Genomic DNA, 25178 nt, shown 5'->3' with positions numbered 1-25178 from the left:
AATCGCCGGTTTAAAGAGCGAAAATCGCATGTTCTGCATTTTATAATCTTTTCGGTAAAAAGATTGAAAAAAACGTGAATCTAGGGTAGAATGGACTATGGCAAAATTAAGCCCCGACAGAAGAGTACATATAATAATAAGATCAAAGCCGGAAAGGGACGGATCAGAAGTTTCCGGACCGGGAAAAGAACGCTCGATAAAACGACCGAGAAACGGAGGAGCAAATGTCATTTGAAGAAGTGAAGCAGCAGCAGGATTATAATGCGGAACAGATCCAGGTGCTGGAGGGACTGGAACCTGTCCGAAAGCGGCCTGGAATGTACATTGGTACGACCGGACCCAACGGATTGCATCATCTGGTCTATGAGATCGTGGACAACAGTATCGACGAGGCGCTGGCCGGATACTGCAAGTCCATCAGCGTGGCGATCCTGCCTGATAATTCCATCATGGTGGAAGACGACGGCCGGGGAATGCCCGTGGATCTCCATCCCAAACTGAAAAAACCTGCGGTGGAAGTGATCCACACAGTTCTGCACGCCGGCGGAAAGTTCGGCGGAGGAGGATATAAGGTTTCCGGAGGTCTGCACGGCGTAGGCGCTTCTGTCGTAAACGCTCTTTCCGAATCCATGGAAGTAGAGATCAAGCGGGACGGAAAGATCTATCGCCAGACTTACTCGAGAGGAAAAGTGACCAGCGAATTGACTGTGATCGGCGAGTGCGGCAAAAAGACAGGATCGCGTACTATTTTCCGCCCCGATCCTGAGATATTTGAGGAAACGGAATTCGTATTCGACAAACTGGAGCACCGTCTGAGAGAGATGGCATTCCTGAACAAGGGGATCAAGATCAGCATCAAGGACGAGAGGGAAGGCAAGAAGAGAAACGAAGTCTTCCATTATGAAGGCGGGATCAAGGAATTTGTAAAACATCAGAATAAGAATAAGGAAAGCATCCATCAGGATATCATCTACTTCGAGGTCCAGAAAAAGGAGCAGGAAGTGGAGATCGCCATGCAGTACACCAGCAGCTACAACGAGACGGTGCTCTCCTACGCCAACAATATCAACACCACGGAGGGCGGTTCTCACATGGTGGGATTCCGTTCGGCCCTGACGCGCGTGTTCAACGATTATGCCAGAAAGAACAAGTTCATCAAGGAAAATGAGGACGGACTTGCGGGAGAGGACGTGCGGGAAGGGCTGACGGCCATCATCTCCGTAAAGCTGACGGAACCCCAGTTTGAAGGGCAGACCAAGACAAAACTGGGAAACAGCGAGATGAGAGGATTTGTTGAAACAGCCACCAACGAGAACCTGACCGCGTTTCTCGAGGAAAATCCCCAGCAGGCAAAGATCATTCTGGAAAAATGCCTTCAGGCTTCCCGGGCCAGAGAAGCGGCGAGAAAGGCCAGAGAGCTGACGAGAAGAAAGAGCGTACTTGACAGCACGTCCCTACCCGGAAAACTGGCGGACTGTTCGGAAAAAGATCCGTCCGTCTCGGAGATATTCCTCGTGGAGGGAGATTCCGCCGGCGGCTCCGCCAAGGAGGGAAGAGACCGCATGCGGCAGGCGATCCTTCCTCTGCGCGGAAAGATCCTCAATGTGGAGAAGGCCCGTCTGGACCGCATCCTCAATTCCGACGAGATCAAGAACATGATCACGGCCTTCGGCTGCAATATCGGGTCTGATTTCAACATCGAGAAACTCAGATATCACAAGATCATCATCATGACCGATGCGGACGTGGACGGCGCCCATATCCGGACGCTGCTCCTGACCTTCTTCTACCGCTACATGACGCCTCTCATCGAGGGAGGTTATGTCTACGCGGCTCAGCCGCCTCTGTTCCAGGTGAAAAAGGGAAAAGACATATATTACACTTACTCGGACAGAGAGCAGGAAAAGCTGCTTGCCAGTCTGGCGGATAAGCCGGGCAAGGTAGATATCCAGAGATACAAGGGTCTGGGAGAAATGGACGCCATTCAGCTCTGGGAGACCACCATGGATCCCAGCAATCGCACCCTGGTCCAGATCACAATAGAGGATGTAGCCGCTGCGGACGAGATCTTTACCACTCTCATGGGAGATAAAGTACCGCCCCGCAAGAAGTTTATCGAAGAGCACGCCAAAGACGCGCTGCTGGATATTTAAGGAAGGAGGGGCGGAACCATGAGTAATTTAATTGAAGACACAAAGATCATACAGCACGAGATACACGACGAGATGAAAAATTCCTACATCGACTACGCCATGAGCGTGATCGTAGGACGTGCCCTTCCGGACGTGCGGGACGGACTGAAGCCCGTACACAGGAGGATCCTTTACGGCATGAGCGAACTGGGAGTGACCCCGGACAAGCCGTATAAAAAATCAGCCCGTATCGTGGGAGAAGTTATGGGTAAGTTCCACCCCCACGGCGACAGTTCGATCTACGACGCCATGGTGCGTATGGCCCAGCCTTTTTCCATCCGCTATCCCCTGGTTGACGGTCACGGAAACTTTGGATCTGTGGACGGCGACGGCGCGGCGGCCCAGCGTTACACAGAGGCCAGAATGGCGCCCTTTGCCCTGCAGATGCTGCGGGACATCGATAAGGAGACGGTGGATTTCATCCCCAACTACGACGGAGAAGAAAAAGAACCCACGGTGCTGCCCGCCCGTTTTCCACAGCTTCTGGTAAACGGTTCGAACGGTATCGCCGTCGGCATGGCCACCTCCATTCCTCCCCACAATCTGGGAGAAGTCATCGACGGCGCGGTGAAGCTCATCGACGATGAGGAAGCCACGGTGGAGGATCTGATCCGGATCATAAAAGCGCCGGACTTTCCCACGGGAGCCATCATCATGGGAAAAAACAGCGCCAGAGAAGCCTACCGTACGGGAATGGGCAAGGTGCTGGTCCGCTCAAAGGCGGAGATCGAGGAGACCAACAAGGGCAGACAGCAGATCGTCGTCACGGAGATCCCCTATCAGGTCAACAAGGCGCGTCTGATCGAAAAGATCGCGGAGCTGGTAAAGGACAAGCGGATCGACGGGATCTCCGACATCCGCGACGAATCCAACCGGCACGGCATGCGTATCGTCATTGAGCTGAAACGGGACGCCAATCCGCAGATCACGCTGAACCGGCTGTACAAGCATACCCAGCTTCAGGAGAGCTACAGCATGATCATGCTGGCTCTGGTGAACGGCGAGCCCCGGGTCCTCAATATCAAGGAGATCCTCACCGAGTATCTGAAGCATCAGAAGGACGTCGTCACCAGACGGACACAGTTTGATTTAAAAAAGGCCGAAGCCAGAGCCCACATATTGGAAGGTCTGCGCATCGCCCTGGACAATATCGACGAGATCATCCGCATCATCAGAAGCAGCTACAACGACGCCAAAGAAAAACTGATGGAGAGCTTCGGCCTTTCCGAGATACAGGCTCAGGCTATCCTCGATATGAGACTGGCCAGACTGCAGGGTCTGGAACGGGAGAAGATCGAGGCAGAGTACGCCGAGCTCATGCAGCGCATCGCCTACTACAAACAGCTGCTGGCGGACGAAAAAATGCTGATGGGAGTCATAAAAGACGAGCTTCTTGAGATCAAGCAAAAATACGGCGACGAGCGCCGGACACAGATCGTGGCCGACGTGGATGAGATCGACGAAGAGGACCTGATCCAGGAGCAGAACGTGGCGGTAACGCTGACCCACCTGGGCTACCTGAAGCGCGTTTCTGCGGACACTTACAAGACCCAGAAGAGAGGCGGAAAAGGGATAACAGGCTTGACTACCAGGGACAACGACTTCGTGAAGAACATGATCATTACTTCGACTCACGATTATCTCATGTTCTTTACCAGTCTGGGAAAGGCCCACAGGATCAAGGCATACGAGATCCCGGAGGCGCAGAGAACGGCCAAGGGGACCCCTGCCGTAAACTTCCTGAATCTCATGCAGCGTGAGCGGATCACCGCGGTCATCCCCATCTCCAGTTTTGAGGAGGAACGCTATCTCATCGCCGTCACGAAGAAGGGAACCATCAAGAAGATGGATCTGAGCCAGTTTAACACCAACCGGAAGACGGGTCTCATCGCCATCAATCTCAAGGACGGCGACGAGCTGATCGGCATAAAGGAGACCACCGGAACCAGCAATGTGATCATCGTAACCAAATACGGCAAGTGCATCTGCTTCAGCGAAGAGGATGTGCGGCCTATGGGCCGTCTGGCCGGCGGCGTGCGTGCCATCACCCTGGAAAAAGACGACGAAGTGGTAGCCATGGAACTGGCTGAAAAGAACGAGGAACTGCTGGTAGTCACTTCAGCGGGCTATGGAAAGAGAACGTCGGTGAAGGATTATAAGATCCAGGCCAGAGGCGGCAAGGGTCTGCTGACTTACGACAAGACCAAATTCAGCAAGACGGGCGTGCTGATCGGAGCCATGGTGGTCGCCGAGTCCGACGAAGTAATGCTGATCAATTCCGACGGCATCATCATCCGCATCAAGGCCGGGGAAGTATCCCGTCTGGGAAGAGCGACCCAGGGCGTCAAGATCATGCGGGTCGAAGAAGACGCCAACATCATCGCTATGGCTAAGCTGATCCGGGAAGAAGACGTAGAAGACGGCGATCTTTCCGGCGGGGACGACGGCGGAAACAAAAACGATGCGGGACAGATCACCTTCGACGTAGAGTAGAGCCACATCAGGCACAGCGGAAGGATCCAGAGACAATAAAAACCACAGAGGGGCTTCCCGCGGAGGGACCGGGCCCGTAACTTCGGCCGGCGGGTCATGGATTCCGCCCGGCCGGCCGGCGGGCGGCTCCTCATGTGTTTAAAATCTCTGCAGAGGGGTATACAGATTTTATCGCAGTCAACGGAGGATACGAGAGATGGCATTGCAGATGAAACACGACTTCAGCCAGGAGGCGGGAGTATGGAAGGTAAGAGTGAGCGGAGAAGTGGACGTAGCTACGGCCGGCGGACTTCGCGGTCTGCTGGCGGATCTGTTTCAGGAGAAGCAGTCGGATATCGTGCTGGATATGAGTGATCTGTCTTATATCGACAGCACAGGGCTGGGCGTCCTCATCGGCGCTTACGGCAGGATGCAGGAGAGCGGACACGGGATTCGCGTTGAGCATCCGCGGGAAAACATTGCGAAGCTTCTGCGTATCACCAGCCTTGACAGGATATTCTGCGCGGCGGAACAGACGGAGTAACGCCTGTATCCGGCAGGATAACGACTTTACAAGTATGCAACGAAACGAGGAGATTTAAATGGCAGACTTTTTAAAAATTTCGGTTCCCGGAAAACCGGAATATGTGAGTACCGTGCGCATGACCGTATCCGCACTGGCAAACAGCGCCGGTTTTGACATCGAAGCCATTGAGGACATCAAGGTCGCCGTGTCGGAAGCCTGCACCAACGTGGTGCGCCACGGCGTGGAGGAGCTGAACGGCTATGAGGTTTCCTGCGAGCTGGGGGACGACAGACTGGTGATCTGCGTCATCGACCACGCGGGCGGCTATGACGTGGCCGGGTATAAAATGCCGGAACCGGATCATCCCAAGGAGGGAGGTCTGGGTATTTTTATCATTCGGGCTCTCATGGACGAAGTGGATATTTTCTCAGAGATTGGAAGTGGAACGAGAATTCAGATGGTGAAGTATACGCACCGGTAGGAGAAGAATATGTCCTCAACCAAGCAAAGCGATATAAAAGACCTTTTTGAGGAATACAGCCGTACAAAGGATGTGGGGCTGCGCAATCAAATCGTCGAGCATTACTTGTATATGGTAGATATACTGGTTCGCAAATATATGAATAAGGGAGTCGAGTACGAGGATCTCTATCAGGTAGGTTCCATGGCCCTGGTTTTCGCCGTCGAGCGTTTCGACGCTTCCAAGGGATATGAATTTACCAGCTTCGCCACACCCACGATCATCGGTGAGATCAAACGATATTTCAGGGATAAAGGCTGGGCGGTAAAAGTCCCCAGACGGCTGAAGGAGATCTCAGCCAAACTTCCCAAGGCAAAGGAAGAACTGACTCACAGCCTTCACAGAGCGCCTACGATCTCAGAACTCTCGGAATATCTGGGGGAGCCGGCAGAACAGATACTGGAGGCCATGGAGAGCGGGAAATCCTACGGCACCTATTCCCTGCAGCAGACCTTTGACGAGGGCGGCGACGACGGGGAGGGCTCCGTCTATGAAAAATATGCCAGCAAAGAAGATACAGCCTTCGAAAGTTTTGAAAACGCGGACCTGATCCAGAGCGTGATGAAAGAGCTGTCTCCCCAGGAGCGGGAGATCTTTCAGATGCGCTTTCTTCAGAACAAGACGCAGCAGGAGATCGCGAAAGCCTTTGATATCTCGCAGATGACGGTCTCGCGCATCGAGAAGCGGCTGAAAGATAAGTTCAGGGCTGCATATATAGCATAAGAGAATCAGCGGACAGGGAAAGATCCCGTGTCCGCATTTTGAGTTTTTGCGTTTGCATTTTCAACTGAATTTGAGATCTAATATAGAGCAGTGATCCCATTCAGCCGGAGCCCTGACTTTAGAGGTCTGAGCTTTATCTGACATTACTGCAAAAAGTCGTTTGACTTTTTGTGCAAAAGTGGCATACTATCCTTATAACTTTTGAGAGGCGGTGGGCCTATGTATCGAACGGCTATGGAGCAGCTGATAGAATGGAAGAAAAAGAGCCGCCGAAAGCCTCTCATCATCCGGGGTGCGCGGCAGGTCGGTAAAACCTGGCTGATGAAGGAGTTCGGCAGAACGGCCTATGACGAGACGGTCTACATCAATTTCGACAACGATGAGCGGATGAGAAGCCTGTTTGAAAGCGATCTGCAGGTGGAACGCATTTTAATCGGACTGGAACTGTACGCTGGACACAAAATTGATCCGCAGCGGACGCTGCTGATCTTTGACGAGGTGCAGGAGGCTCCCCGTGCGCTGGCAAGCCTGAAATACTTTGACGAGGACGCTCCACAATATCAGATCATCTGCGCGGGAAGTCAGCTGGGAGTCGCGCTCCATCAGGGGACTTCCTTTCCAGTGGGGAAAGTAGAGTTTCTGGACCTTTTTCCGCTGTCCTATTTTGAATTCGCTGTTGCTATGGGAAAGCAGCAGCACGTAGAGCTTCTCAAAAAGGGAGATTTCAGCATGGCTGCCGCCTTTCGACAGGATTATGTGGATATCCTCAAGTATTATTATTATGTGGGCGGGATGCCGGAGGTGGTGCAGAGCTTTGCGGAAGATCGGGATTTCAATGAGGCGAGGGAGATCCAGAAGCGGATCCTTGAAGCCTATGAGCAGGATTTTTCCAAACACGCGCCCTACGATGTGGTGCCACGCATTCGTATGCTCTGGAACAGCATACCCGGGCAGCTGGCGAAAGAAAACAAGAAATTTGTCTACGGCCTGATGCGGGAAGGGGCCAGGGCAAAGGAATATGAGATGGCGTTGCTCTGGCTTACAGACTGCGGGCTCGTTCACAAGGTAAATCGTGTGAAAACACCGGGATTGCCTCTGGCTGCTTATGAGGACCTGAAGGCGTTTAAGCTTTTCTTTGTGGATGTTGGTCTGCTCAGCTGTCTGGCAGGACTTCGGCAGGAGACCCTTCTGGATGGAAATGAATTGTTTAAAGAGTTCAAGGGGGCGTTGACCGAGCAGTACGTCTTGCAGCAGTTGAAGTCAAAGAAGGATCGGAAGGTCTATTACTGGTCCAGTGACAGGGGAACTGCAGAGGTGGATTTTGTGGTGGATAACGGCCAGGAGATAATCCCCGTTGAAGTCAAGGCAGAGATCAATCTCCAGGCGAAAAGCCTGAAGGTTTACAGAGAAAAGTTCGCGCCCAGGCTTTCGATCCGGACCTCCATGGCGGATTATAAAATGGAAGAATGGCTGCTGAACCTGCCGCTTTACGCGGTGGAGACCATTTGACTTTGGTTGATATGACATAAATCGATATGAGAAGACGGCGGTCCCTTTTCGGACTGCGAGAAATGGAGGTCAGATTATGAAACGAGTATTTTCCGGCGTACAGCCTACGGGAAACATCCATATTGGAAATTATCTGGGAGCGCTGAAGCAGTTCGTGGAGCTGCAGGAGGACCACGATTGTATCTACTGTATCGTGGATATGCATTCCATCACCATGCCCCAGGATCCGAAGGAACTGAAGCAGCATATACTGGACGTGGCGGCGCTGTATCTCTCCATCGGCATCGACCCGAAGAGATCCATCGTATTCGTACAGTCCGACGTGCCCGGCCACGCGGAGCTCTCCTGGATCCTCACCTGCAACGCCTACACCGGAGAACTGTCCCGCATGACGCAGTTTAAGCAGAAGAGCAAGGATAAGGAGTCCGCCCCCGCGGGCCTGTTCTGTTATCCGGTGCTCATGGCGGCAGACATTCTGCTCTACGATACGGATGTGGTTCCTGTGGGCAACGATCAGAAACAGCATATCGAGCTGACCAGGGATCTGGCGGTCCGCATGAACGGCAAGTATGGAAATATGTTCGTGGTGCCAGACGGCAGATTCCTGAAAAGCGGAGCCCGCGTCATGGCTCTGGACGATCCCACCAGCAAGATGAGCAAGAGCGCGCCCAACGCTTTCAGCCGTATCTCCCTTCTGGATACGCCGGAAAAGATCAAAAAGTCTATCATGAAGGCCACCACCGATTCCGAGGGCGAGGTGCGCTTCGACATTGAAAACAAACCGGGAGTCAGCAATCTTCTGAACATTTACAGCGCCTTCTCCGGACGGGACGTGGAGGACATCGCCGCCCAGTATGCCGGCAGCGGATACGGCGCCTTCAAGAAGGACCTGGTGGAGATCACCGTGGACGCCGTGACGCCCATCCAGCAGAAATACGAAGAGATCCGTCAGTCCCAGGAACTGCTGGACATTCTGAAAGACGGCGCGGAACGGGCAGGCGCCATCTCCGAAAAGACCGTGAAACGGGTGAAGGACATGATCGGATTCGGAGCCTGTTAACGGAAGAGAAAAGGACCTGTTGGAGAGAATTTATAAATTCCTCTTTACAACGCGGAGAAAAGTGTTTATACTTGTAACCAATTCAGGAAATCGTCCAAACAATTAAATAAGAGATTCTTCAGGGCAGGGTGAAAGTCCCTACCGGCGGTAAAGCCCGCGAGCCGAAAGGCTGATTCGGTGAAACTCCGAAGCCGACAGTATAGTCTGGATGAAAGAAGAATGCGATACGGTTTTTGTTATGTATTTTTGCTCTGAAATGATTTATCATTTCAGAGTTTTTGTTTTCGGAGATCCCTCCGAAGACTTTGCCAAACCGGCGGAACGCGGATCTGTCCGCGGCCGCCTGCTCCGATGCAGGGGCCGAGGGGATGGCAAAGAGAAAAGAGAAGACCGCGATCTGACAACGCCCTGCAGGAAACAATGTTTTTTGCAGGGCGTTTTTTATCTGCGCTATGTCCAAAGCTGCGTTTTCAGGGCAGAGATGACAGAACGGTGAAAGGTGTGAAACGATCCAGAGCGGGACGCCATCATTAAGATAGATCTTTGAATTGTGGATGCGGAGGAAGAGACGTATGGACAGGGAAGAAGAAAAATATATGAGAAGGGCCATTGAACTGGCGGGCCGGGGAGAGGGGAGGACCTCCCCCAACCCGCTGGTGGGCGCGGTCATCGTCAAGGACGGCAGGATCGTGGGCGAAGGGTATCATGAAGTGTGGGGAGGACCTCACGCGGAGAGAAACGCGCTGGCGGCAGTCCGGGCGGTCAGGGAGGGCCGGACCCGGGAGGAAGCGGACGGGCTGCTCTCCGGCGCCGTCATGTACGTGACCCTGGAACCCTGTTGCCACACCGGGAAGACGCCGCCCTGTACGGAGGCGATCCTGGAGGCGGGCATCGGCAAAGTGGTGATCGGTTCCCGGGACCCAAACCCCAGAGTAGCGGGCCAGGGAGCGGAGATTTTGAAAAAGGCGGGAATCACCGTAGTACAGGATTTTCTGCGGGAGGAATGCGACCAGCTGAACCCGGTGTTTTTCCACTTTATAACTGCGGAGACTCCCTATGTGGCGCTGAAATACGCTATGACGGCGGACGGAAAGATCGCGGCTTCATCCGGCCAGTCAAAGTGGATCACAGGGGAGGAAGCGAGGGCGGATGTACAGCGGCTGCGAAATAAATATTCGGCCATCATGGCGGGGATCGGTACGGTACTGCGGGATGATCCCCTGCTGACCTGCCGTATGGAGGGGGGCAGAAATCCCGTCCGTATCATCTGCGACAGCCGCCTGCGCATACCGGAGGACAGCAGAATATGCCGCACAGCGGGAGAGGTTCCCACCATCGTGGCGGCGGCCGTTTGCGGTTGGAACAGTTGGGATCGCATAAACAGTGCGAACGGTGAGTCCGCGATCCCCAGAGCGGCGGCCGTTTCCGGCGCAGCTGAGCCGTGGGGCGCCTGCCGGTCCGCCTGGAGCCATGAGACGGATGGAGGGATGAGCGAAGGAGCTGCCGAAAAAACAGATGAAAGAGTGGATGAAAAAGCAGTTATAAAAGCAGATGAAAGAGGCGCTGCCCAACGAGCGTCAAAGAAAAGCCGTCTGGAAGCTTTGGGCGTCACCGTGCTGGAGCTGCCGGAGGCAGCGGGCGGCGGCGTGGATCTGAAAGCTCTCATGAGGGAGCTGGGCGCGCGGAATATCGACAGCGTTCTTCTGGAGGGCGGCGGCGCGCTGAATTACAGCGTGCTGAAAGAGGGGCTGGCCAATAAAGTATACGTGTACGTGGCGCCTAAATTGTTCGGGGGAAAGACGGCGAAGACGCCGGTGGAAGGAGAGGGAGTGGAGTATCCGGATCAGGCGGTCTTACTGTCGGATCCCAGGATCCACAGTTTCGGAAGCGATCTGCTCCTCGAATACGAGGTGATAAGGGGGATGAAAGATTGTTTACAGGAATCGTAGAGGAAAAGGGCACGGTGGGCCGGGCTTCGTTGGGAAGTCAGTGGGGAAGCCTGACCGTCAGAGCGGCTAAAGTTCTGGAAAATACGAAGATCGGGGACAGCATCGCTGTCAACGGCGTCTGCCTGACGGTGACGTCGAAGACCCGGGACAGTTTCACGGCAGACGTGATGGCAGAGACCATGCGCCGTACTAATCTGGGCAGGCTGCAGAGCGGAGACCCGGTGAACCTGGAACGGGCCATGGCCGCCGACGGCCGGTTTGGAGGTCATATGGTATCCGGACATATCGACGGGACCGGGACGATCAGGGAACTCAGGCGGGAGGGAAACGCGGTCTGGGTCACGGTGGAAGCGCCGCCCGCCATACTGGAACTGATCGTGGAAAAGGGTTCCGTGGCCATCGACGGGATCAGCCTTACGGTAGCTTGCGCCGGTGACGACGCGTTTCAGGTGTCCGTCATTCCCCATACGGGAGCGGAGACCACGCTGCTTTCCGGAAAGCCGGGGAAAGTGGTCAATCTGGAAAACGATATGATAGCAAAGTACGTAAAAAAACTGACGGGCGTCTATGCCAGAAGCGGCGGCGGAACCATCTCCGCAGATGCATCCGCCGGGAGCAATGCAGGGGAAAGGGAGCGCGGATCCAAAGACAGCGCCGGAGGCCGTGCAGAAGGCTGCCCTGGGGGAGAAAGGTCGGGACTGACCGAAGAGTTTCTGCGGATCCACGGATTTTAAATGATCTCAGGCGTCCACATAAGATGTTTACATGGAATATTCACATTGGTCTGACATAGAGCCAGGGATCACAGATGATAAAAAAGCATCATCGAGACGGCAGTCAGCGGAAATGGAGGCGGATCTTTCAGCGGGAGATCTGAAAGAGAAACGGCCGGAAGGAAATGGAGGGGAATTATGAACTACAATACCATCGAGGAGGCGCTTGCGGATCTGCGGGCAGGAAAGATCATCATGGCGACAGATGATCCGGATCGGGAAAACGAGGGAGATTTTATCTGCGCCGCGGAGTTTGCCACCTGCGAAAACATTAATTTTATGGCGATCCACGGCAAGGGGCTGATCTGCATGCCCATGAGCGCGGACTATGCGAAAAAGCTGAATCTGCCGCAGATGGTCAGTGAAAACACGGATAACCACTGTACGGCTTTCACGGTCTCCATAGACCACGTGGATACTGCCACAGGGATCTCAGCCGCGGAGCGTTCCATCACAGCGCTGAAATGCGTGGACGAAACTTCCAGGCCTGAGGATTTTCGCCGGCCAGGTCACATGTTTCCGCTGGTGGCGCGCACAGGCGGCGTACTGGCGCGCAACGGACACACGGAGGCCACGGTGGACCTGATGCGGCTGGCCGGACTGAAGGAATGCGGTCTGTGCTGTGAGATCATGTCCGAGGACGGGACCATGATGCGCACGCCGCAGCTGTGGGAGCTGGCCCGGCAGCACGGGATCAAATTTATAACCATCCGGGATCTTCAGAATTACTGCCGTCGTCACGAAAAGCATGTAAACTGCGAGGCGGTGGCTGATATGCCCACCAAATACGGGGAATTCAAAGTGTACGGCTATGTTAACGATCTCACCGGCGAACACCACGTAGCTCTGGTAAAGGGCGAGATCGGAGACGGAAAAAATCTGCTCTGCCGGGTCCATTCCGAGTGTCTGACCGGCGATGTGTTCGGGTCTCTCCGCTGCGACTGCGGTCAGCAGTTCGCCAGAGCCATGGAACAGATCGAGAGGGAAGGCAGAGGCGTACTGCTCTATATGCGTCAGGAGGGACGGGGGATCGGGCTCATCAACAAACTGAAGGCGTATGAGCTGCAGGAACAGGGCTTTGACACGGTGGAGGCCAATGTGAAGCTGGGTTTCGCCCCGGACCTGAGGGAATACTGGATCGGAGCGCAGATCCTGCAGGATCTGGGGGCCAGGGAGCTGCGTCTGCTGACCAACAACCCCGACAAAATATACGGTCTGGACGGTTTCGGCGTGGAGATCAAAGAGCGGGTATCCATCGAGATCCGGCCGGAGGAGCACGACGCCTTTTATCTGAAGACGAAAGAAGAAAAGATGGGTCATCTGTTCACCCATGAAGAGGAGCCCGGCAGGACGGCCAGTCTGTAAGAAAAGCGGATATCAGTGAAAATAAGAAAGGAGAACGCGGAGAGATCTGCGGAAAATGAACATGAAAGTATTGGAAGGTAAAGTCGTAGCTCAGGGGATGAAGGTAGGCATCGTGGCCTCACGATTCAATGAATTTATCGTCAGTAAGCTGTTGGCAGGGGCCGTGGACGGACTGGTGAGACACGGTGTGGAAGAGGATGATATCACGGCGGCGTGGGTGCCGGGCGCTTTTGAGATCCCCCTGGTGGCTCAGCGCATGGCGGCGTCGAGAAAATATGACGCCGTCATCTGCGTGGGAGCGGTGATCAGGGGAGCAACGTCGCACTACGACTACGTCTGCGCCGAGGTATCAAAAGGGGTAGCGCAGACGGCGCTGAACAGCAGCGTCCCCGTGCTTTTCGGCGTGCTGACCACGGACACCATCGAGCAGGCCATCGAGCGGGCCGGTACAAAGGGCGGAAATAAGGGATACGATGTGGCTTTATCCGCAATTGAGATGGTAAATCTCATGAGAGAGATCGGGTAGGGGCCAGATCAGCGTCTTTTTCGGCTGGGTTGTGGAATCTTCGCCGCGAAGGTATAATGGGATGCAGAGGGAGGCGGGCAAGGGTATTCCCGCCATGCAGAACACGCGGAAAAGGAGGATATTGCATATGAAGATTGACAGTGGCGCCGCAGAACTGAGGGCGGTGATGGCGGCGGCGGATCTGATGCTTGCGGCGGCCCGGACAGCGCCTAAGGCCTGCGGAAGCGATCATCTGGAGGCCTTCGCGCTTACAGGGGAGGAAAAGGACCGTCTGGCTGAATCCATGCGGACATACGGAAGAGAAAAGCAGATCGATTTTATCGTCAGGGACGCGGGCAATGTGGACGCTTCGCCGGTGCTGCTGCTTTTGGGAGCGGTGAACGATCCTATGCTCATCGCCGACTGCGGCATGTGCGGATTTAAAAATTGCGGAGCATGTATGAAGAACGGCGGCAACTGCGCGTTCAACATCACAGATCTGGGCATCGCCGTGGGTTCCGCGGTTTCTGTGGCGGCAGATCACAGGATCGACAATCGCGTCATATATTCCGCCGGAAGAGTGGCCGTGGAGACAGGACTGTTCTCGGAAAAAGTTCGGGTAGCGTACGGGATCCCGCTGTCGGTCTCGTCAAAGAGCCCGTTCTTCGACAGGGACTCCGGGGACAACAAATGCATCGAACGGCCGAAAAAGTAGATCATCTGAAGATCGTAAAAAAGAAAGCCGGACCGAAAACATCCGCACAGAGCAGAAGGTGTTTTTGGCCGGCTTTGTTCATTATGCAGAAAATAATTTCTTTCTGTTCAGGCGTCTTTCCCCCGGTGCGTCAGCGCCGGGACCAGGGAACTGTGGATAGCGATGAGCATGCAGCCGCCCAGGCACCAGGAGCCGAGAACGTCGGTGGGATAGTGGACGCCCACATAAATCCGGGAAAAAGCCATAAGAATAATATAGACGCACAAAAGTCCTGTCAGAAGGTTGACCGCCGAAGGTTTTGTGAGACGCGGGAAATCGTATTCGTCTTCGGAAGACAGCCGCGGGACCCGGGCATACGCCCGGATCAGCATGATCAGCGTGCCCCAGAGAACAAGACTGGTCAGCGCGTGTCCGCTGGGAAAACTGAATCCGCTTTCGTTGATGAGGTAGAAGGCAGGATCCGGCCTGGAGCGCTGAAATACAAATTTCAGCGTCTCGTAGAACAAGACAGATGACAGAGCTGCAGCGGAGAGGGGAAGTCCGTAATGCTTCCTCGTCTGCGGCGCAGCCAAAAGCACGGCGCAGAGGACGGTCACCGGCTGCCAGTTGCCGGAGAGAGTCAGCGGTTTCAGCAGAGCGGTAAGCCAGTCGTTTCGCAGCGAGAACACCGCGCTTTGAACAGCGGTGTCGAAGGCCGGCACGGCGCCCTGCGTGACAAAGTACGCCAGCACGGCAAAACCGCCGGCGCAGAGGACAGTCAGCAGTCCTTTTAAAATATTTGTATTTATCATACATGCACCCTTTATGTATTTTCTTTCTGTTTTGCTTTCAATAAAGCGTCCCTTTTCAGACGATAAAGCCTGCCGGAAAAGAGTGCTCCAAGGCTATTTTATTACGCCTGAACGGGATTTACAATCAATTCACGAAACCGTATTAATACTGTAATCAAATTAACATTTTCCGCTGTTTTCAGTGGAAAAAGAAAGCGGGATATGGTACTATTTTTATGATTTGCGGTCTGCGGTCTGTATCCGCGGAGGCGGAGCCGGCGGCGCGGGGCGAAAGAGAACGCGATTAGAAGGAAAGGGGCTTAAATGGCAAGACACCTTTTGAGAAATATCGGTTTTGGAATATTTATGTACTGGGATCTGCGGACCATACGGGGGAACCAGAAAATGATCAGAAAATACAGGGCGGAAGGGGATCTGGAAGCCGAGCGGAAAGAGATCTGCCAGGCAGAGACCACATGGAGCCGTCACCTGGTCGAGAAGGTGGGGGTCACCATTCGTTTCACCGGCAAAGAAAATATTCCGGAGGGTCCTGTGCTGATTGTAGCCAATCATCAGAGCTACACGGACATCGCGATCCTCACCTATGTGATATCCGATCGTCAGCTGGGTTTTGTAGCTAAGGAAGATCTCCACAAGCTGCCCCTGTTCGGCCAATGGATCGCCGACGTGCGCAGCGTATTTATCAAGCGGGATGACGCCAGAGCGTCGCTGCGGGCTATCGAGGAGGGGATCGGACTGCTGAAGCAGGGCTTTTCGCTGGGTATCTTTCCGGAGGGCACCAGAAGCAAGGGCCCGAAGATGGGGGAATTTAAACGCGGGAGTCTGCGCCTTGCCACAAAGCCCGGAATTCCCGTGGTACCGGTGACGATCTGCGGCAGTTATAAATGCTTTGAGGGTCCGGGAACGCCTACCGCAGCCACCGTGGATGTATTCATCCACCCGGCGATCGAGACGGCGGGAATGGAAAAGAAAGAAGCGGCGGAACTGGCCGGGGTAGTGGAAAAGATCGTCAGAGATAAACTTCTGGAGCTGCAGGAAAAGCAGGAGACCGAGTAAACGGAGCCGCCGGAAGGACCGGAGACAAGGGGAAGAACAGCGGCGGGGAAAGAGCGGAGCTGCCGGGAAGTCCAAAGAAGCCTGATCCGCAGGTCCGGGTGGAAACAGCCGCGAAACGACGGAGCGGGGGAGCGGGGAAAATATGCGGCCGCGGGATCGCAGCGGAGCACGACGAACCTCAGGGTCGAAATAACAGGAAGGAACAGAAAGATGAATAAACCGATTTTGATCGTCATGGCCGCCGGTATGGGCAGCCGGTACGGCGGACTGAAACAGATGGACCCTGTGGGGACCAACGGCGAGCTGATCATTGACTTTTCTCTCTACGACGCATGGAAAGCGGGATTCGAGAAAGTCATCTTTGTGATAAAAAGGGAGATGGAGGCGGATTTCCGGGCTATTATTGACAGGGGAGCCGGCAGAAAGCTCCAGGTGGAATACGCGTTTCAGGATCTTGCGGACCTGCCGGCGGGATATCAGGTTCCCGCGGACCGGGTCAAGCCCTGGGGCACAGGCCACGCGGTGCTGGCCGCCAGAGCGGCGGTGGACCAGCCTTTCGCTGTGATCAACGCGGACGATTTTTACGGGGCAGAGGCGTTTCAAAATATCTATGATTTTCTGCGCAGCGCTTCGGACGATGAAAAACGCCGTTTTTGCATGGTGGGATACCGTATTGAAAATACGCTGACAGAAAATGGGTCCGTGGCCAGGGGCGTGTGCACGGCTGATGAAAACGGTTTCCTGCGAGAGATCATAGAGAGGACAAAGATCCAGAGAAATCAGGGAAAAATACAGTATTTCGAAGAAGACGACGCTCTGCAGACCGATTCGAAGGGCGATTGGAAGGGCGATCTGCAGGGCGGCCGGTGGACGGATATCGCCGAGGGGACGCTGGTCTCCATGAATCTGTGGGGCTTTACCGAGGGCATGATGGAGGAATTGTCCCTGCGCTTTCCGGCTTTCCTGGACCGCACGCTTCCGGAAAATCCTCTGAAAGGCGAATTCTTTCTGCCCTTTGTGGTCGACGAGCTGATACGGGAAGGCGGAGCTTCCGTGAAGGTGCTGACTTCGTCGGACAAATGGCATGGAGTGACCTACAGAGAGGACAGAGATTCCGTTATGAGAGCGCTGGCAGAGATGAAAGCGCAGGGCAGATATCCCTTCGATCTCTGGGCGTAACGCTGGCTGGCTGCCGCAAGCCCTGCCGGACCTGCATGTCAAGGGGACCGCAGAAGTCCGGGGGACTGCGAAGTTTCTGCGGTCAGCTGCAAGACCTGGCAGGACCGCGGAAGTTCCGGCGGGCTGTGGAAGTTCCGGCAGATCACATAAATTCCGTGTCCGAGATGAGGTTTTGCTTCGGTCCGCCGCTGGGCGGCGCCTGGCATAAATGATATAGGTGAAAATCCAGAAAAAAATGAATAATCACCTATTTTGGCTCGAAAAAAGTGCATAATGGGAACAAAAAGACAAGCTGATAGGTGAAATTTTCTTTTTTTCACTGTTTTCACCCATTTTCCATGAGGAATTAGGTGAGAATAAGAAAAAAAGAGCGATTTCGCCTATTTTGATTTTGCGGAGCGGGAAATGAGGCGGTCCCGCGTGAATTGATCGGCCCGGAGGAACCCATCGGAGGATCCCAGCGGCCGGAACAGATCAGACGGCCCGGGGAAGGATCCCGGCGGCCGGAACAAAGCAGACGGCCCGGGGAAGGATCCCGGCGGCCGGAACAGATCAGATGGCCGGGATGAGACTCCTGGCTGCCCAGACAACCAGACGATCCGGAGGATCCCGGCAGGCCGCGTAAGCCCCGCGCAGGAAAGATGCTGTTTCTCCGCCTGCTGGATAGCAGTATCCGGTACCGCCACGGCGTAAGCCATGCAGGAGAGACGCCGTTGCTGTAGGTTATGTAAATAATGCAGAACACGGGATCTATGTACAGAAAAGTTCGATACGGGAAGATTTTTGTAAATTTTAGCTTGTAGGATCTGGCAGAGTTGAATTATACTATAGAAGTGGGAATGAAATATTAAAAATGCGGAACCGGGGAACCGGGGACGCAAGTGCATGCCGGAGATTGTTCAGTGTGGGAGGACAAGATTGTGGCCATTTTTCATAAGGAAGATCACATTGTGGGTGTGATAGTCTTTTTGTTGTTCAGAAAACAGACAGAACAGGGATGCAGCCTGCAAAAAGACCGACGGAGCCATGTGTTCCGTGCGGTCAGCGCGCAGTCGGCCTTTGTTTTGTTTTTTTGTTTTTTGTGTGCGTGAATCGTCCACCAAAAAAACCGGTTATACGGTTTTCTCCCATCCGGCAGAAAAGGAGTTTTTATTATGGCGAGAAAAGGTGAGAATATTTATCAACGCCTGGACGGACGGTGGGAGGGCCGTTATATATCCGGGTACGATACTCTATCGGGAAAGATCCAGTACGGCTACGTTTACGCGTCCAGCTATACCGAGGCGAAACGGATCAAACAGAAGGTGGAGAAGGGCAAGGGAAAGCTCAGGAAGCAGAAATTGACGGTGGCTGGGTGTTTTATGGAGTGGATGCGCTGGAAAAAGACAGATCCCAATCTGCATCCTTCCACGCTCAATCTGTATGACCGCAATGTTGAAAAGCACATCCTGCCGCTGCTGGGAAGCTGCAAGGTGCATATGATCACCGCCCAGTCCCTGGATCAATTTCGCTGGCAGAAGTTAAAAGACGGCAGGCTCGACGGGGGCGGGGGATTGTCGCCGGTGACGGTGGATTCTCTCATGTTTCTGATCTACAGTATGCTGCAGTTCGCTCTGGAAGAGCATTACATACTTGAGATCCCGAAGAGAAAAATGAAACGGTCCAGTCACGGGGATTCCAGAAATATACGGGTGTTTTCCACAGAAGAACAGAGCCGTATCGAGGAAACGCTGTTCAGAGGGGCGAAGAGGGAAAACGCCAGGAGCACCTGTCTGGGCATTTTATTTGCACTGTACACCGGTCTGCGGGTGGGGGAACTGTCCGGCCTGCAGTGGAAGGACGTGGATATGGGCGGATCCAGGATATTCGTGCGGCGGACGCTGCAACGGGTGGACGCGCCCCGGGGAGCGAAGAAGAAGACCATGCTGCAGCTGGGCCCCCCAAAAAGCAACAGCTCGATCCGGAGCTTCCCGGTGAAAGACGAGCTGATGACCTGGCTGAGTTTGTACAGGAACAGCCTGCCGGAGCTCCAGAGACAGCCGGATTCCCCGGTGTTTTCTACTGCGGAAGGGGGCTATATCGAGCCCCGGGTCTTTCAGAAACGCTTCGGAAGGATCCTGGAAGCCGCTCAGGTGGAGGAGGCGAATTTTCATGCGTTGCGGCATACCTTCGCCACCCGCTGCATCGAGAGCAATATGGACGTACAGAGCCTGAGTGAATGCCTGGGCCACAGCAGCGGCGTGATCACCCTTAAGGTCTACACGCATTCGTTTTCTGAGCACAAGAGAAGCTGCATCAACCGGCTTGAGTTCCTCATGGCGGAGCAGGTGCTGGAAAGCATGGGGGCCGCAAAATGCAGTTCGGTCGAAGAAAATGTGTGCAATGTGATATAAAAATTCTTGCAATCTTAATTCATTATGGTATACTAATAAGGCATGATTTGCAAAGACAGCGTTGCTGTGCAGAAAAATGCTCTCTGCTCCGGCAGACGGCCGGAGCCATTCAGTCCACAGGGAGGTGAAAAAAATGAATCAGTATGAGATCATGTTCATCATCGATCCTATTCTGGAAGACGAAAAAAAGGAAGCGACGATCGAGACCGTAAAGGAGATCATTGCCGCTGACGGTGAAGTCGGAAAGGTAGACGTATGGGGAATGAGGAAGCTGGCGTATCCGATCCAGAAGAAGAACGAAGGATACTACGTGGTGATCGAATTTGCCGCGAAAACAGAGCTGCCGAAGGAACTCGACAGAAGACTCAGGATTTCTGACAACGTGATGAGACACATCATTATCAACAAGGACGAGAAATAAGGGTTGGTGACATTATGAATTCAGTAGTTTTGATCGGAAGATTGACCAGAGATCCGGAGGTGCGCTACACCTCGGGCACTCAGAATGCGGTCGCGACCTTTACCATCGCTGTTGACCGCCCCTTTTCCAAAGAAAAGGTGGCCGACTTTCTGCGCATTGTAGTATTCGGCAAGCAGGCGGAAAACTGCGAGCGGTTTCTCTCCAAGGGACGCCTGGTGGGCGTTCAGGGGCGGATCCAGACGGGGAGCTACAAAACGCAGGCCGGTGAAACGAGATACACCACTGACATTGTTGCTGACAGAGTCGAGTTTTTAGAATGGGGCGACAGAGGCGGTTCCGGGTCCGGAATGGGCGGCGGACGCGCCGATGACCGCGACGATATGATCCCGGAGGGTTTTGAAGCCCTGACGGACGACGACATGCCATTCTAAACCCATATCGTAAAGAAGGAGGATAAACCATGGTGATGGATAAGAGACGCGGCGGCGGAATGCGCAGAAAGAAAGTCTGCCAGTTCTGCGCCGATAAAACAGAGACCATCGACTATAAAGATGTCGAGAAGCTGAAGAAGTATGTGACAGAGAGAGGCAAGATCCTGCCCAAGAGAATCACGGGCACCTGTGCCGTTCATCAGAGAGAAGTCACAAAGGCGATCAAGAGAGCGAGAATCGTTGCTCTGCTGCCTTACACAGCCGACTAAGAAAATTAAAAGAAGCGGGGTTTTCTCGCTTCTTTTTAAATTCCCGGGGTTTCGGGTTTGGGCCACAGGATTTTGTGGGGGGAACCGCGGAGCCCACTAGATGAGTGAATTCAGTAAAGAATAATTTAATGATTAGGGTAATTTATACATCTAATACATATATTAATATATAGTACGGCAAAAAATACTACAATTGAGAGCGCGGTCTATGATATAATTAAAGGTACGATAAAACCGGGAAAAGCCTGAGAGGGAAGTAATAAATGGGTACAAAATTTATTAAAAGTTTAATCGGTCCATATCTCCGGATCAACATGGCCGTGCTTCTCCTGTTTTCGCTGGCGCTGCTGTTTTTCAGCCGTCCCGCGGGACTGGCCGCCTTTGCTGTCGTCGGCGGGCTGGCTCTGTATTACAAGAAGATGGAGGGGAACCGGAGCAAGGCTCTGGGCGAATACGCCAAGAGCATCACGGAGGAGATGGACGACACCACGCGTCACTTTATCACGAAAAATCCCCTGCCCCTGTGCATGATCGATCAGAGCGGAGAAATTCTCTGGATCAACAAGAAATTTGCGGAGATCTTTGACGACGTGGAGATGTTCAGCACGAATATCAAGCAGGTGACCAATGTGAAACATACGGAGTTTCTCTGCGAGGAGGATGTGGAAAAGCACATTCTGGTCACCCATGGGGGAAAGACCTTCCGCGTCATGTCCTCCATGCTGGACGACGGCGGAAACACCATGCTCTACTGGCTGGACGTGACCAGCCTGGAAACGCTGAAGACCCTTTACAAGGACGAGCGGATCTGTCTGGGTTATATCAACGTGGACAATTACGACGATCTGCTGGCCAGTTCTCCGCCGGAGCGCAAATCCAGCATCGCGGCGGAGATCGACAGGACCATCCGCCAGTGGGGACAGAAGAACAGTATTTCCATCACGCAGATCAGCAAGAGCAAATATATTATGATACTCGAAGTCAAACAGCTGGAACGGCTGGAAGCCAATAAATTCCCCGTGCTCAACGACGTTCACGGGATCGAGACGGACGCGGACTTTCCGGTGTCTCTTTCCATCGGCGTGGGCGCCGGGGGAAAGAACCCCATGCAGTCGGATGAATACGCGGGCGCGGCGCTGGACCTGGCCCTTGGCCGGGGCGGCGATCAGGCCGTGGTGAAAAAAGTCGGCAAGGTAGAGTATTACGGCGGAACGCTGCAGACGGTGGAAAAGCGCAACAAGGGCAAGTCCAGGATCATGGCTCACGCTCTGCGCCAGCTCATCGACAACGCGTCCAACGTGATCATCATGGGCCATAAGGGGCCGGATATGGACTGTTTCGGCGCGGCTCTGGGAGTGTATCACATCGCAAGAAACAGAAACAAGGAAGCGGTGATCGTCATCAATTCCTTCCACGAATCGCTGCAGAAGATCTATGACCGGGCCGTGCAGAGCGGCAGCTATAAATTCGCAGGCAGCGACGGCGCTCTGAGCATGATCGAAAAAGAGACGGTGCTCATCGTGGTGGACACCCACAGACCCGGGCTGACAGAGTGTCCCGATCTGCTGTACAAAACGGATAAGATCGTGGTCATCGACCACCACCGGCGTTCGGAGGACTGCATAGAAAATCCTACGCTGACCTATATGGAGTCTTACGCCTCGTCCACCTCGGAGCTGGTGACGGAGATCCTTCAGTACATCGGGGAGAAAAAGGACATCGATAAGCTGGAGGCGGAGGCTTTGCTGGCCGGGATCACGGTAGACACGAAGAATTTCTCGGTGAAGACCGGAGTGCGGACCTTCGAGGCCGCCACGTGGCTGCGGAGGATGGGGGCGGATACCGCCAACGTACGCCAGCTGTTTCAGACCGATATCGATTTTTACCGCAAACGGGCGGCTCTCATCGCTTCGGCTCAGACGAGCGGAGACGGAGCGGCCTACTCCTGGACGGATGATTCCGATCCAAACATGCAGATCCTGGCCGCTCAGACGGCGGATTCCCTTCTGGACATCGAGGGGATCAAGGTCAGCTTTGTGGCGGGATTGAATAAGGAGGGCATCACGGTCATCAGCGGCCGTTCCCTGGGAGAGATCAATGTGCAGACGGTGCTGGAAAAGATGGGAGGCGGCGGTCATCTGACCACCGCGGGCGCTCAGGTGGACGTGCCGCCGGAGGAGGCCATCGAACAGATCCGTCAGATCATGGACGAGAGGACAAAAGAAAAATAGAGGAAAGAATAAAAGGAGGATACAGACATGCAGGTAATATTATTGCAGGACGTTAAAGGAGTGGGAAAGGCCGGAACTGTGGCCAAAGTCAGCGACGGCTACGCCAGAAATATGCTTCTCCCCAGAGGTCTGGCGAAGGAGGCGACTCCCGGCAATATAAAGGAACTGGAAAAGAAGCAGGAAGAACTGCGGGCCAGAAGAGCAGAGGATCTGGCCAGCGCCAAAGCCATGGCTGAGAAGATAGAGAAGGTCACTGTGACCATCAAGACCAAGGCCGGCGAGGGCGGCCGCCTGTTCGGCGCCATCACATCCAAGGACCTGTCCGAGGCTTTGCAGGAGCAGTACGGATTTGAGGTGGACAAGAAAAAGTTTGTTCTGGACAGTCCCATCAAGCAGGTGGGCGAGATGGAAGTGGAGATCAAGCTGTTCAGCGAAGTGACGGCCAAGTGCAAAGTAAATATTATCGTTTAGGAGACTGATATGAGTCAGATGGAACGAATTCCGCCCCACAGCGACGATGCGGAAAAATCGGTGCTGGGGGCCGTCCTTCTGGACAAAGAAGCGCTGTTCGACGTGATGGAGCTTTTGAAGGAGGACGATTTTTACAGCGAAGCCCATAAAGAGATCTTCGCCACCGTCTCCGATATTTTCCGGCGCAACGAGCCGGTGGATACGCTCACCGTCACAGAGGAACTGCGGAAGAGAAAGTCCTTGGAGATGGTGGGCGGCAGAGCGTATATCGCCTTTCTTTCCACCGCGGTGCCCAGTACGGCCAACGCCGGGCAGTACGCGAAGATCATTTCCGAGAAAGCCATTTTGCGCCGTCTGATCAGCACGTCCTCCGATATTATCGAAAAGAGCTATCAGGAAAAAATGGAGCCGGAGGAGGTTCTGGATCAGGCGGAAAAAAGCATTTTTGAGATCGCTCAGGCGCGGCAGACGAAGGATTTTGAGCCGCTGAAAAACGTTCTCTGGAAAAACATACAGATGATCGACGAGATGGCCCAGAAGGAAGGAAATCTGACGGGACTGACCACGGGCTTTATGGATCTGGACGAGAAGACGGCGGGTCTGCAGAAATCCGATCTGATCATTCTGGCCGCCAGACCCGCCATGGGGAAGACGGCCTTTGCCCTGAACGTGGCGGAACAGGCGGCGGTAAAGGGAGGGGCCACCGTATTGATATTCAGTCTGGAGATGTCCAGAGAGCAGCTGGGTCAGCGTATGCTCTCCATGGAATCCAGAGTGGAGATGCAGAAACTGAAGACGGGGAACGTGGACCGGAAGGATTGGGACAGCATCCATCTGGCTCTGGACAAGCTTTCCCAGGCCAATATTTTTATCGACGATACGCCCGGCGTCTCCGTCATGGAGATCCGCAACAAATGCCGCAGGCTGAAGGCGGAAAAAGGGCTTGATCTGGTGGTCATCGACTACCTGCAGCTCATGGCCTCCGACGGACGTTCCGAGAGCAGGCAGCAGGAAGTTTCCACCATATCCCGTTTTCTGAAACTGCTGGCCAGGGAAATGGACTGTCCCGTCATCGTTCTGTCCCAGCTGTCCCGGGCCGTTGAGAGCAGAACGCCGAAAACGCCTCAGCTTTCCGACCTGCGCGAATCCGGCTCCATCGAGCAGGACGCCGATATTGTAATATTTTTGTACCGGGACGAGTACTACAACCCGGACACCACAGACCGGCCAAACGTCTGCGATGTCATCATCGCCAAGCAGAGAAGCGGCTCCACAGGAACTGTAGAGTTGACCTGGCTGGGCAAGTACACCAGGTTTGCCGACAAGAGCCGCATTTCCGAATAGGGAGGGCTTAGCCATGCGGAAGATCAATGAAACCATGCTGATTGACGAGATTCTTGACCTGGATGAGGACATTACGGAGGTGTTTGAGAAAAACGGCCTGAACTGTCTGGGCTGCCCCGGAGCGGCCAGCGAGAGCCTGGCTGAGGCCGCCGAGGGACACGGCGCGGATCTGGAGAAACTGCTTTCCGATCTGAATGCGTATCTGGAAATGAAAAAAGAGGAAGAATAGAGAGTGATCCGGCGGCGCGGCGCTCGGCCGTCTGCCGTCCGATACAATACAATA

At 54.2% G+C, this 25178-nt stretch carries 23 protein-coding genes and 1 riboswitch; of the genes, 22 read left to right on the top strand and 1 reads right to left on the bottom strand.

The window, feature by feature from the left end:
- Nucleotides 1-224 precede the first annotated feature (224 nt).
- From gyrB to E0E37_RS10895, 12 genes are all read left to right on the top strand, one after another.
- The gene (gyrB, locus tag E0E37_RS10955) at nt 225-2153 is read left to right on the top strand and encodes a DNA topoisomerase (ATP-hydrolyzing) subunit B (protein ID WP_207302956.1); all 1929 of its coding nucleotides are present in this window, start codon (nt 225-227) and stop codon (nt 2151-2153) included.
- Nucleotides 2154-2171: 18 nt separating this feature from the next.
- Entirely contained in the window at nt 2172-4685 is a 2514-nt protein-coding gene (gyrA, locus tag E0E37_RS10950; RefSeq protein ID WP_130863087.1) for a DNA gyrase subunit A, read from the top strand.
- A 196-nt stretch (nt 4686-4881) separates the two neighbouring features.
- Nucleotides 4882-5208: an STAS domain-containing protein gene (locus tag E0E37_RS10945; RefSeq protein ID WP_130863086.1), complete on the top strand. Its 327-nt coding sequence runs from the start codon at nt 4882-4884 to the stop codon at nt 5206-5208.
- A gap of 58 nt (nt 5209-5266) precedes the next feature.
- Entirely contained in the window at nt 5267-5671 is a 405-nt protein-coding gene (locus tag E0E37_RS10940; RefSeq protein WP_130863085.1) for an ATP-binding protein, read from the top strand.
- Nucleotides 5672-5680: 9 nt separating this feature from the next.
- The gene (locus tag E0E37_RS10935) at nt 5681-6433 is read left to right on the top strand and encodes a SigB/SigF/SigG family RNA polymerase sigma factor (RefSeq protein WP_130863084.1); all 753 of its coding nucleotides are present in this window, start codon (nt 5681-5683) and stop codon (nt 6431-6433) included.
- A gap of 219 nt (nt 6434-6652) precedes the next feature.
- A complete protein-coding gene (locus tag E0E37_RS10930) occupies nt 6653-7942 on the top strand; it encodes an ATP-binding protein (protein ID WP_130863083.1) in 1290 nt (429 codons plus the stop codon).
- Nucleotides 7943-8018: 76 nt separating this feature from the next.
- The gene (gene trpS, locus E0E37_RS10925) at nt 8019-9002 is read left to right on the top strand and encodes a tryptophan--tRNA ligase (RefSeq protein WP_130863082.1); all 984 of its coding nucleotides are present in this window, start codon (nt 8019-8021) and stop codon (nt 9000-9002) included.
- A gap of 110 nt (nt 9003-9112) precedes the next feature.
- A riboswitch (FMN riboswitch) is annotated at nt 9113-9226 on the top strand.
- Between the two features lie 348 nt (nt 9227-9574).
- Entirely contained in the window at nt 9575-10951 is a 1377-nt protein-coding gene (gene ribD, locus E0E37_RS18895; RefSeq protein ID WP_246019701.1) for a bifunctional diaminohydroxyphosphoribosylaminopyrimidine deaminase/5-amino-6-(5-phosphoribosylamino)uracil reductase RibD, read from the top strand.
- Complete coding sequence (locus tag E0E37_RS10910; RefSeq protein ID WP_130863081.1) at nt 10933-11685, top strand: riboflavin synthase; 753 nt, start codon at nt 10933-10935, stop codon at nt 11683-11685. The genes ribD and E0E37_RS10910 overlap by 19 nt, the downstream gene beginning before the upstream one ends.
- Nucleotides 11686-11859: 174 nt before the next feature.
- Nucleotides 11860-13089 (top strand): bifunctional 3,4-dihydroxy-2-butanone-4-phosphate synthase/GTP cyclohydrolase II, encoded by a 1230-nt coding sequence (locus E0E37_RS10905; RefSeq protein ID WP_456298053.1) that lies wholly within the window; start codon nt 11860-11862, stop codon nt 13087-13089.
- A gap of 61 nt (nt 13090-13150) precedes the next feature.
- Nucleotides 13151-13615, top strand: a complete 465-nt coding sequence (gene ribH, locus E0E37_RS10900; protein WP_130863079.1) for a 6,7-dimethyl-8-ribityllumazine synthase — start codon at nt 13151-13153, stop codon at nt 13613-13615.
- 127 nt (nt 13616-13742) lie between these two features.
- Nucleotides 13743-14309: a ferredoxin domain-containing protein gene (locus E0E37_RS10895; protein ID WP_130863078.1), complete on the top strand. Its 567-nt coding sequence runs from the start codon at nt 13743-13745 to the stop codon at nt 14307-14309.
- Nucleotides 14310-14416: 107 nt separating this feature from the next.
- Here E0E37_RS10895 and E0E37_RS10890 read toward each other — a convergent pair whose 3' ends face one another.
- Nucleotides 14417-15100, bottom strand: a complete 684-nt coding sequence (locus tag E0E37_RS10890) for a phosphatase PAP2 family protein (protein ID WP_130863077.1) — start codon at nt 15098-15100, stop codon at nt 14417-14419.
- 303 nt (nt 15101-15403) lie between these two features.
- On the opposite strand from E0E37_RS10890, the gene E0E37_RS10885 reads away from it, so the two are divergent.
- The 10 genes from E0E37_RS10885 (at nt 15404) to E0E37_RS10840 (ending at nt 25124) form a co-directional block, all read left to right on the top strand.
- On the top strand, nt 15404-16156 hold the full coding sequence (locus E0E37_RS10885) for a lysophospholipid acyltransferase family protein (protein WP_130863076.1): 753 nt from the start codon (nt 15404-15406) through the stop codon (nt 16154-16156).
- Nucleotides 16157-16366: 210 nt separating this feature from the next.
- Nucleotides 16367-17335, top strand: coding sequence for a sugar phosphate nucleotidyltransferase (locus E0E37_RS10880; RefSeq protein ID WP_130863075.1), 969 nt, complete (start codon nt 16367-16369; stop codon nt 17333-17335).
- A gap of 1154 nt (nt 17336-18489) precedes the next feature.
- Entirely contained in the window at nt 18490-19728 is a 1239-nt protein-coding gene (locus E0E37_RS10875; RefSeq protein WP_130863074.1) for a tyrosine-type recombinase/integrase, read from the top strand.
- A gap of 133 nt (nt 19729-19861) precedes the next feature.
- Entirely contained in the window at nt 19862-20149 is a 288-nt protein-coding gene (rpsF, locus tag E0E37_RS10870) for a 30S ribosomal protein S6 (protein WP_130863073.1), read from the top strand.
- Between the two features lie 14 nt (nt 20150-20163).
- The gene (locus tag E0E37_RS10865; RefSeq protein ID WP_130863072.1) at nt 20164-20580 is read left to right on the top strand and encodes a single-stranded DNA-binding protein; all 417 of its coding nucleotides are present in this window, start codon (nt 20164-20166) and stop codon (nt 20578-20580) included.
- Nucleotides 20581-20609: 29 nt separating this feature from the next.
- The gene (gene rpsR, locus E0E37_RS10860) at nt 20610-20849 is read left to right on the top strand and encodes a 30S ribosomal protein S18 (RefSeq protein WP_130863071.1); all 240 of its coding nucleotides are present in this window, start codon (nt 20610-20612) and stop codon (nt 20847-20849) included.
- A gap of 263 nt (nt 20850-21112) precedes the next feature.
- A complete protein-coding gene (locus E0E37_RS10855; RefSeq protein ID WP_130863070.1) occupies nt 21113-23080 on the top strand; it encodes a DHH family phosphoesterase in 1968 nt (655 codons plus the stop codon).
- Between the two features lie 27 nt (nt 23081-23107).
- Nucleotides 23108-23551, top strand: a complete 444-nt coding sequence (rplI, locus tag E0E37_RS10850) for a 50S ribosomal protein L9 (protein ID WP_130863069.1) — start codon at nt 23108-23110, stop codon at nt 23549-23551.
- 9 nt (nt 23552-23560) lie between these two features.
- The gene (gene dnaB, locus E0E37_RS10845; protein ID WP_130863068.1) at nt 23561-24895 is read left to right on the top strand and encodes a replicative DNA helicase; all 1335 of its coding nucleotides are present in this window, start codon (nt 23561-23563) and stop codon (nt 24893-24895) included.
- A gap of 13 nt (nt 24896-24908) precedes the next feature.
- Nucleotides 24909-25124, top strand: a complete 216-nt coding sequence (locus tag E0E37_RS10840; protein ID WP_130863067.1) for a DUF1858 domain-containing protein — start codon at nt 24909-24911, stop codon at nt 25122-25124.
- The last annotated feature ends 54 nt before the right edge of the window (nt 25125-25178 follow it).

The sequence above is a fragment of the Bacilliculturomica massiliensis genome, assembly GCF_900605495.1.
Lineage (GTDB): Bacteria > Bacillota > Clostridia > Peptostreptococcales > Anaerovoracaceae > Bacilliculturomica > Bacilliculturomica massiliensis.
Note: the sequence above shows the minus strand (reverse complement) of the source record. Positions and strands in the feature narration are given on the sequence as shown.

What these genes read in the sequence shown, in the direction of transcription:
- gyrB (WP_207302956.1), top strand. Translation starts at nt 225, where the DNA reads ATGTCATTTGAAGAAGTGAAGCAGCAGCAGGATTATAATGCGGAACAG.
- gyrA (WP_130863087.1), top strand. Translation starts at nt 2,172, where the DNA reads ATGAGTAATTTAATTGAAGACACAAAGATCATACAGCACGAGATACAC.
- E0E37_RS10945 (WP_130863086.1), top strand. Translation starts at nt 4,882, where the DNA reads ATGGCATTGCAGATGAAACACGACTTCAGCCAGGAGGCGGGAGTATGG.
- E0E37_RS10940 (WP_130863085.1), top strand. Translation starts at nt 5,267, where the DNA reads ATGGCAGACTTTTTAAAAATTTCGGTTCCCGGAAAACCGGAATATGTG.
- E0E37_RS10935 (WP_130863084.1), top strand. Translation starts at nt 5,681, where the DNA reads ATGTCCTCAACCAAGCAAAGCGATATAAAAGACCTTTTTGAGGAATAC.
- E0E37_RS10930 (WP_130863083.1), top strand. Translation starts at nt 6,653, where the DNA reads ATGTATCGAACGGCTATGGAGCAGCTGATAGAATGGAAGAAAAAGAGC.
- trpS (WP_130863082.1), top strand. Translation starts at nt 8,019, where the DNA reads ATGAAACGAGTATTTTCCGGCGTACAGCCTACGGGAAACATCCATATT.
- ribD (WP_246019701.1), top strand. Translation starts at nt 9,575, where the DNA reads ATGGACAGGGAAGAAGAAAAATATATGAGAAGGGCCATTGAACTGGCG.
- ribH (WP_130863079.1), top strand. Translation starts at nt 13,151, where the DNA reads ATGAAAGTATTGGAAGGTAAAGTCGTAGCTCAGGGGATGAAGGTAGGC.
- E0E37_RS10895 (WP_130863078.1), top strand. Translation starts at nt 13,743, where the DNA reads ATGAAGATTGACAGTGGCGCCGCAGAACTGAGGGCGGTGATGGCGGCG.
- E0E37_RS10890 (WP_130863077.1), bottom strand. Translation starts at nt 15,100, where the DNA reads ATGATAAATACAAATATTTTAAAAGGACTGCTGACTGTCCTCTGCGCC.
- E0E37_RS10885 (WP_130863076.1), top strand. Translation starts at nt 15,404, where the DNA reads ATGGCAAGACACCTTTTGAGAAATATCGGTTTTGGAATATTTATGTAC.
- E0E37_RS10880 (WP_130863075.1), top strand. Translation starts at nt 16,367, where the DNA reads ATGAATAAACCGATTTTGATCGTCATGGCCGCCGGTATGGGCAGCCGG.
- E0E37_RS10875 (WP_130863074.1), top strand. Translation starts at nt 18,490, where the DNA reads ATGGCGAGAAAAGGTGAGAATATTTATCAACGCCTGGACGGACGGTGG.
- rpsF (WP_130863073.1), top strand. Translation starts at nt 19,862, where the DNA reads ATGAATCAGTATGAGATCATGTTCATCATCGATCCTATTCTGGAAGAC.
- E0E37_RS10865 (WP_130863072.1), top strand. Translation starts at nt 20,164, where the DNA reads ATGAATTCAGTAGTTTTGATCGGAAGATTGACCAGAGATCCGGAGGTG.
- rpsR (WP_130863071.1), top strand. Translation starts at nt 20,610, where the DNA reads ATGGTGATGGATAAGAGACGCGGCGGCGGAATGCGCAGAAAGAAAGTC.
- E0E37_RS10855 (WP_130863070.1), top strand. Translation starts at nt 21,113, where the DNA reads ATGGGTACAAAATTTATTAAAAGTTTAATCGGTCCATATCTCCGGATC.
- rplI (WP_130863069.1), top strand. Translation starts at nt 23,108, where the DNA reads ATGCAGGTAATATTATTGCAGGACGTTAAAGGAGTGGGAAAGGCCGGA.
- dnaB (WP_130863068.1), top strand. Translation starts at nt 23,561, where the DNA reads ATGAGTCAGATGGAACGAATTCCGCCCCACAGCGACGATGCGGAAAAA.
- E0E37_RS10840 (WP_130863067.1), top strand. Translation starts at nt 24,909, where the DNA reads ATGCGGAAGATCAATGAAACCATGCTGATTGACGAGATTCTTGACCTG.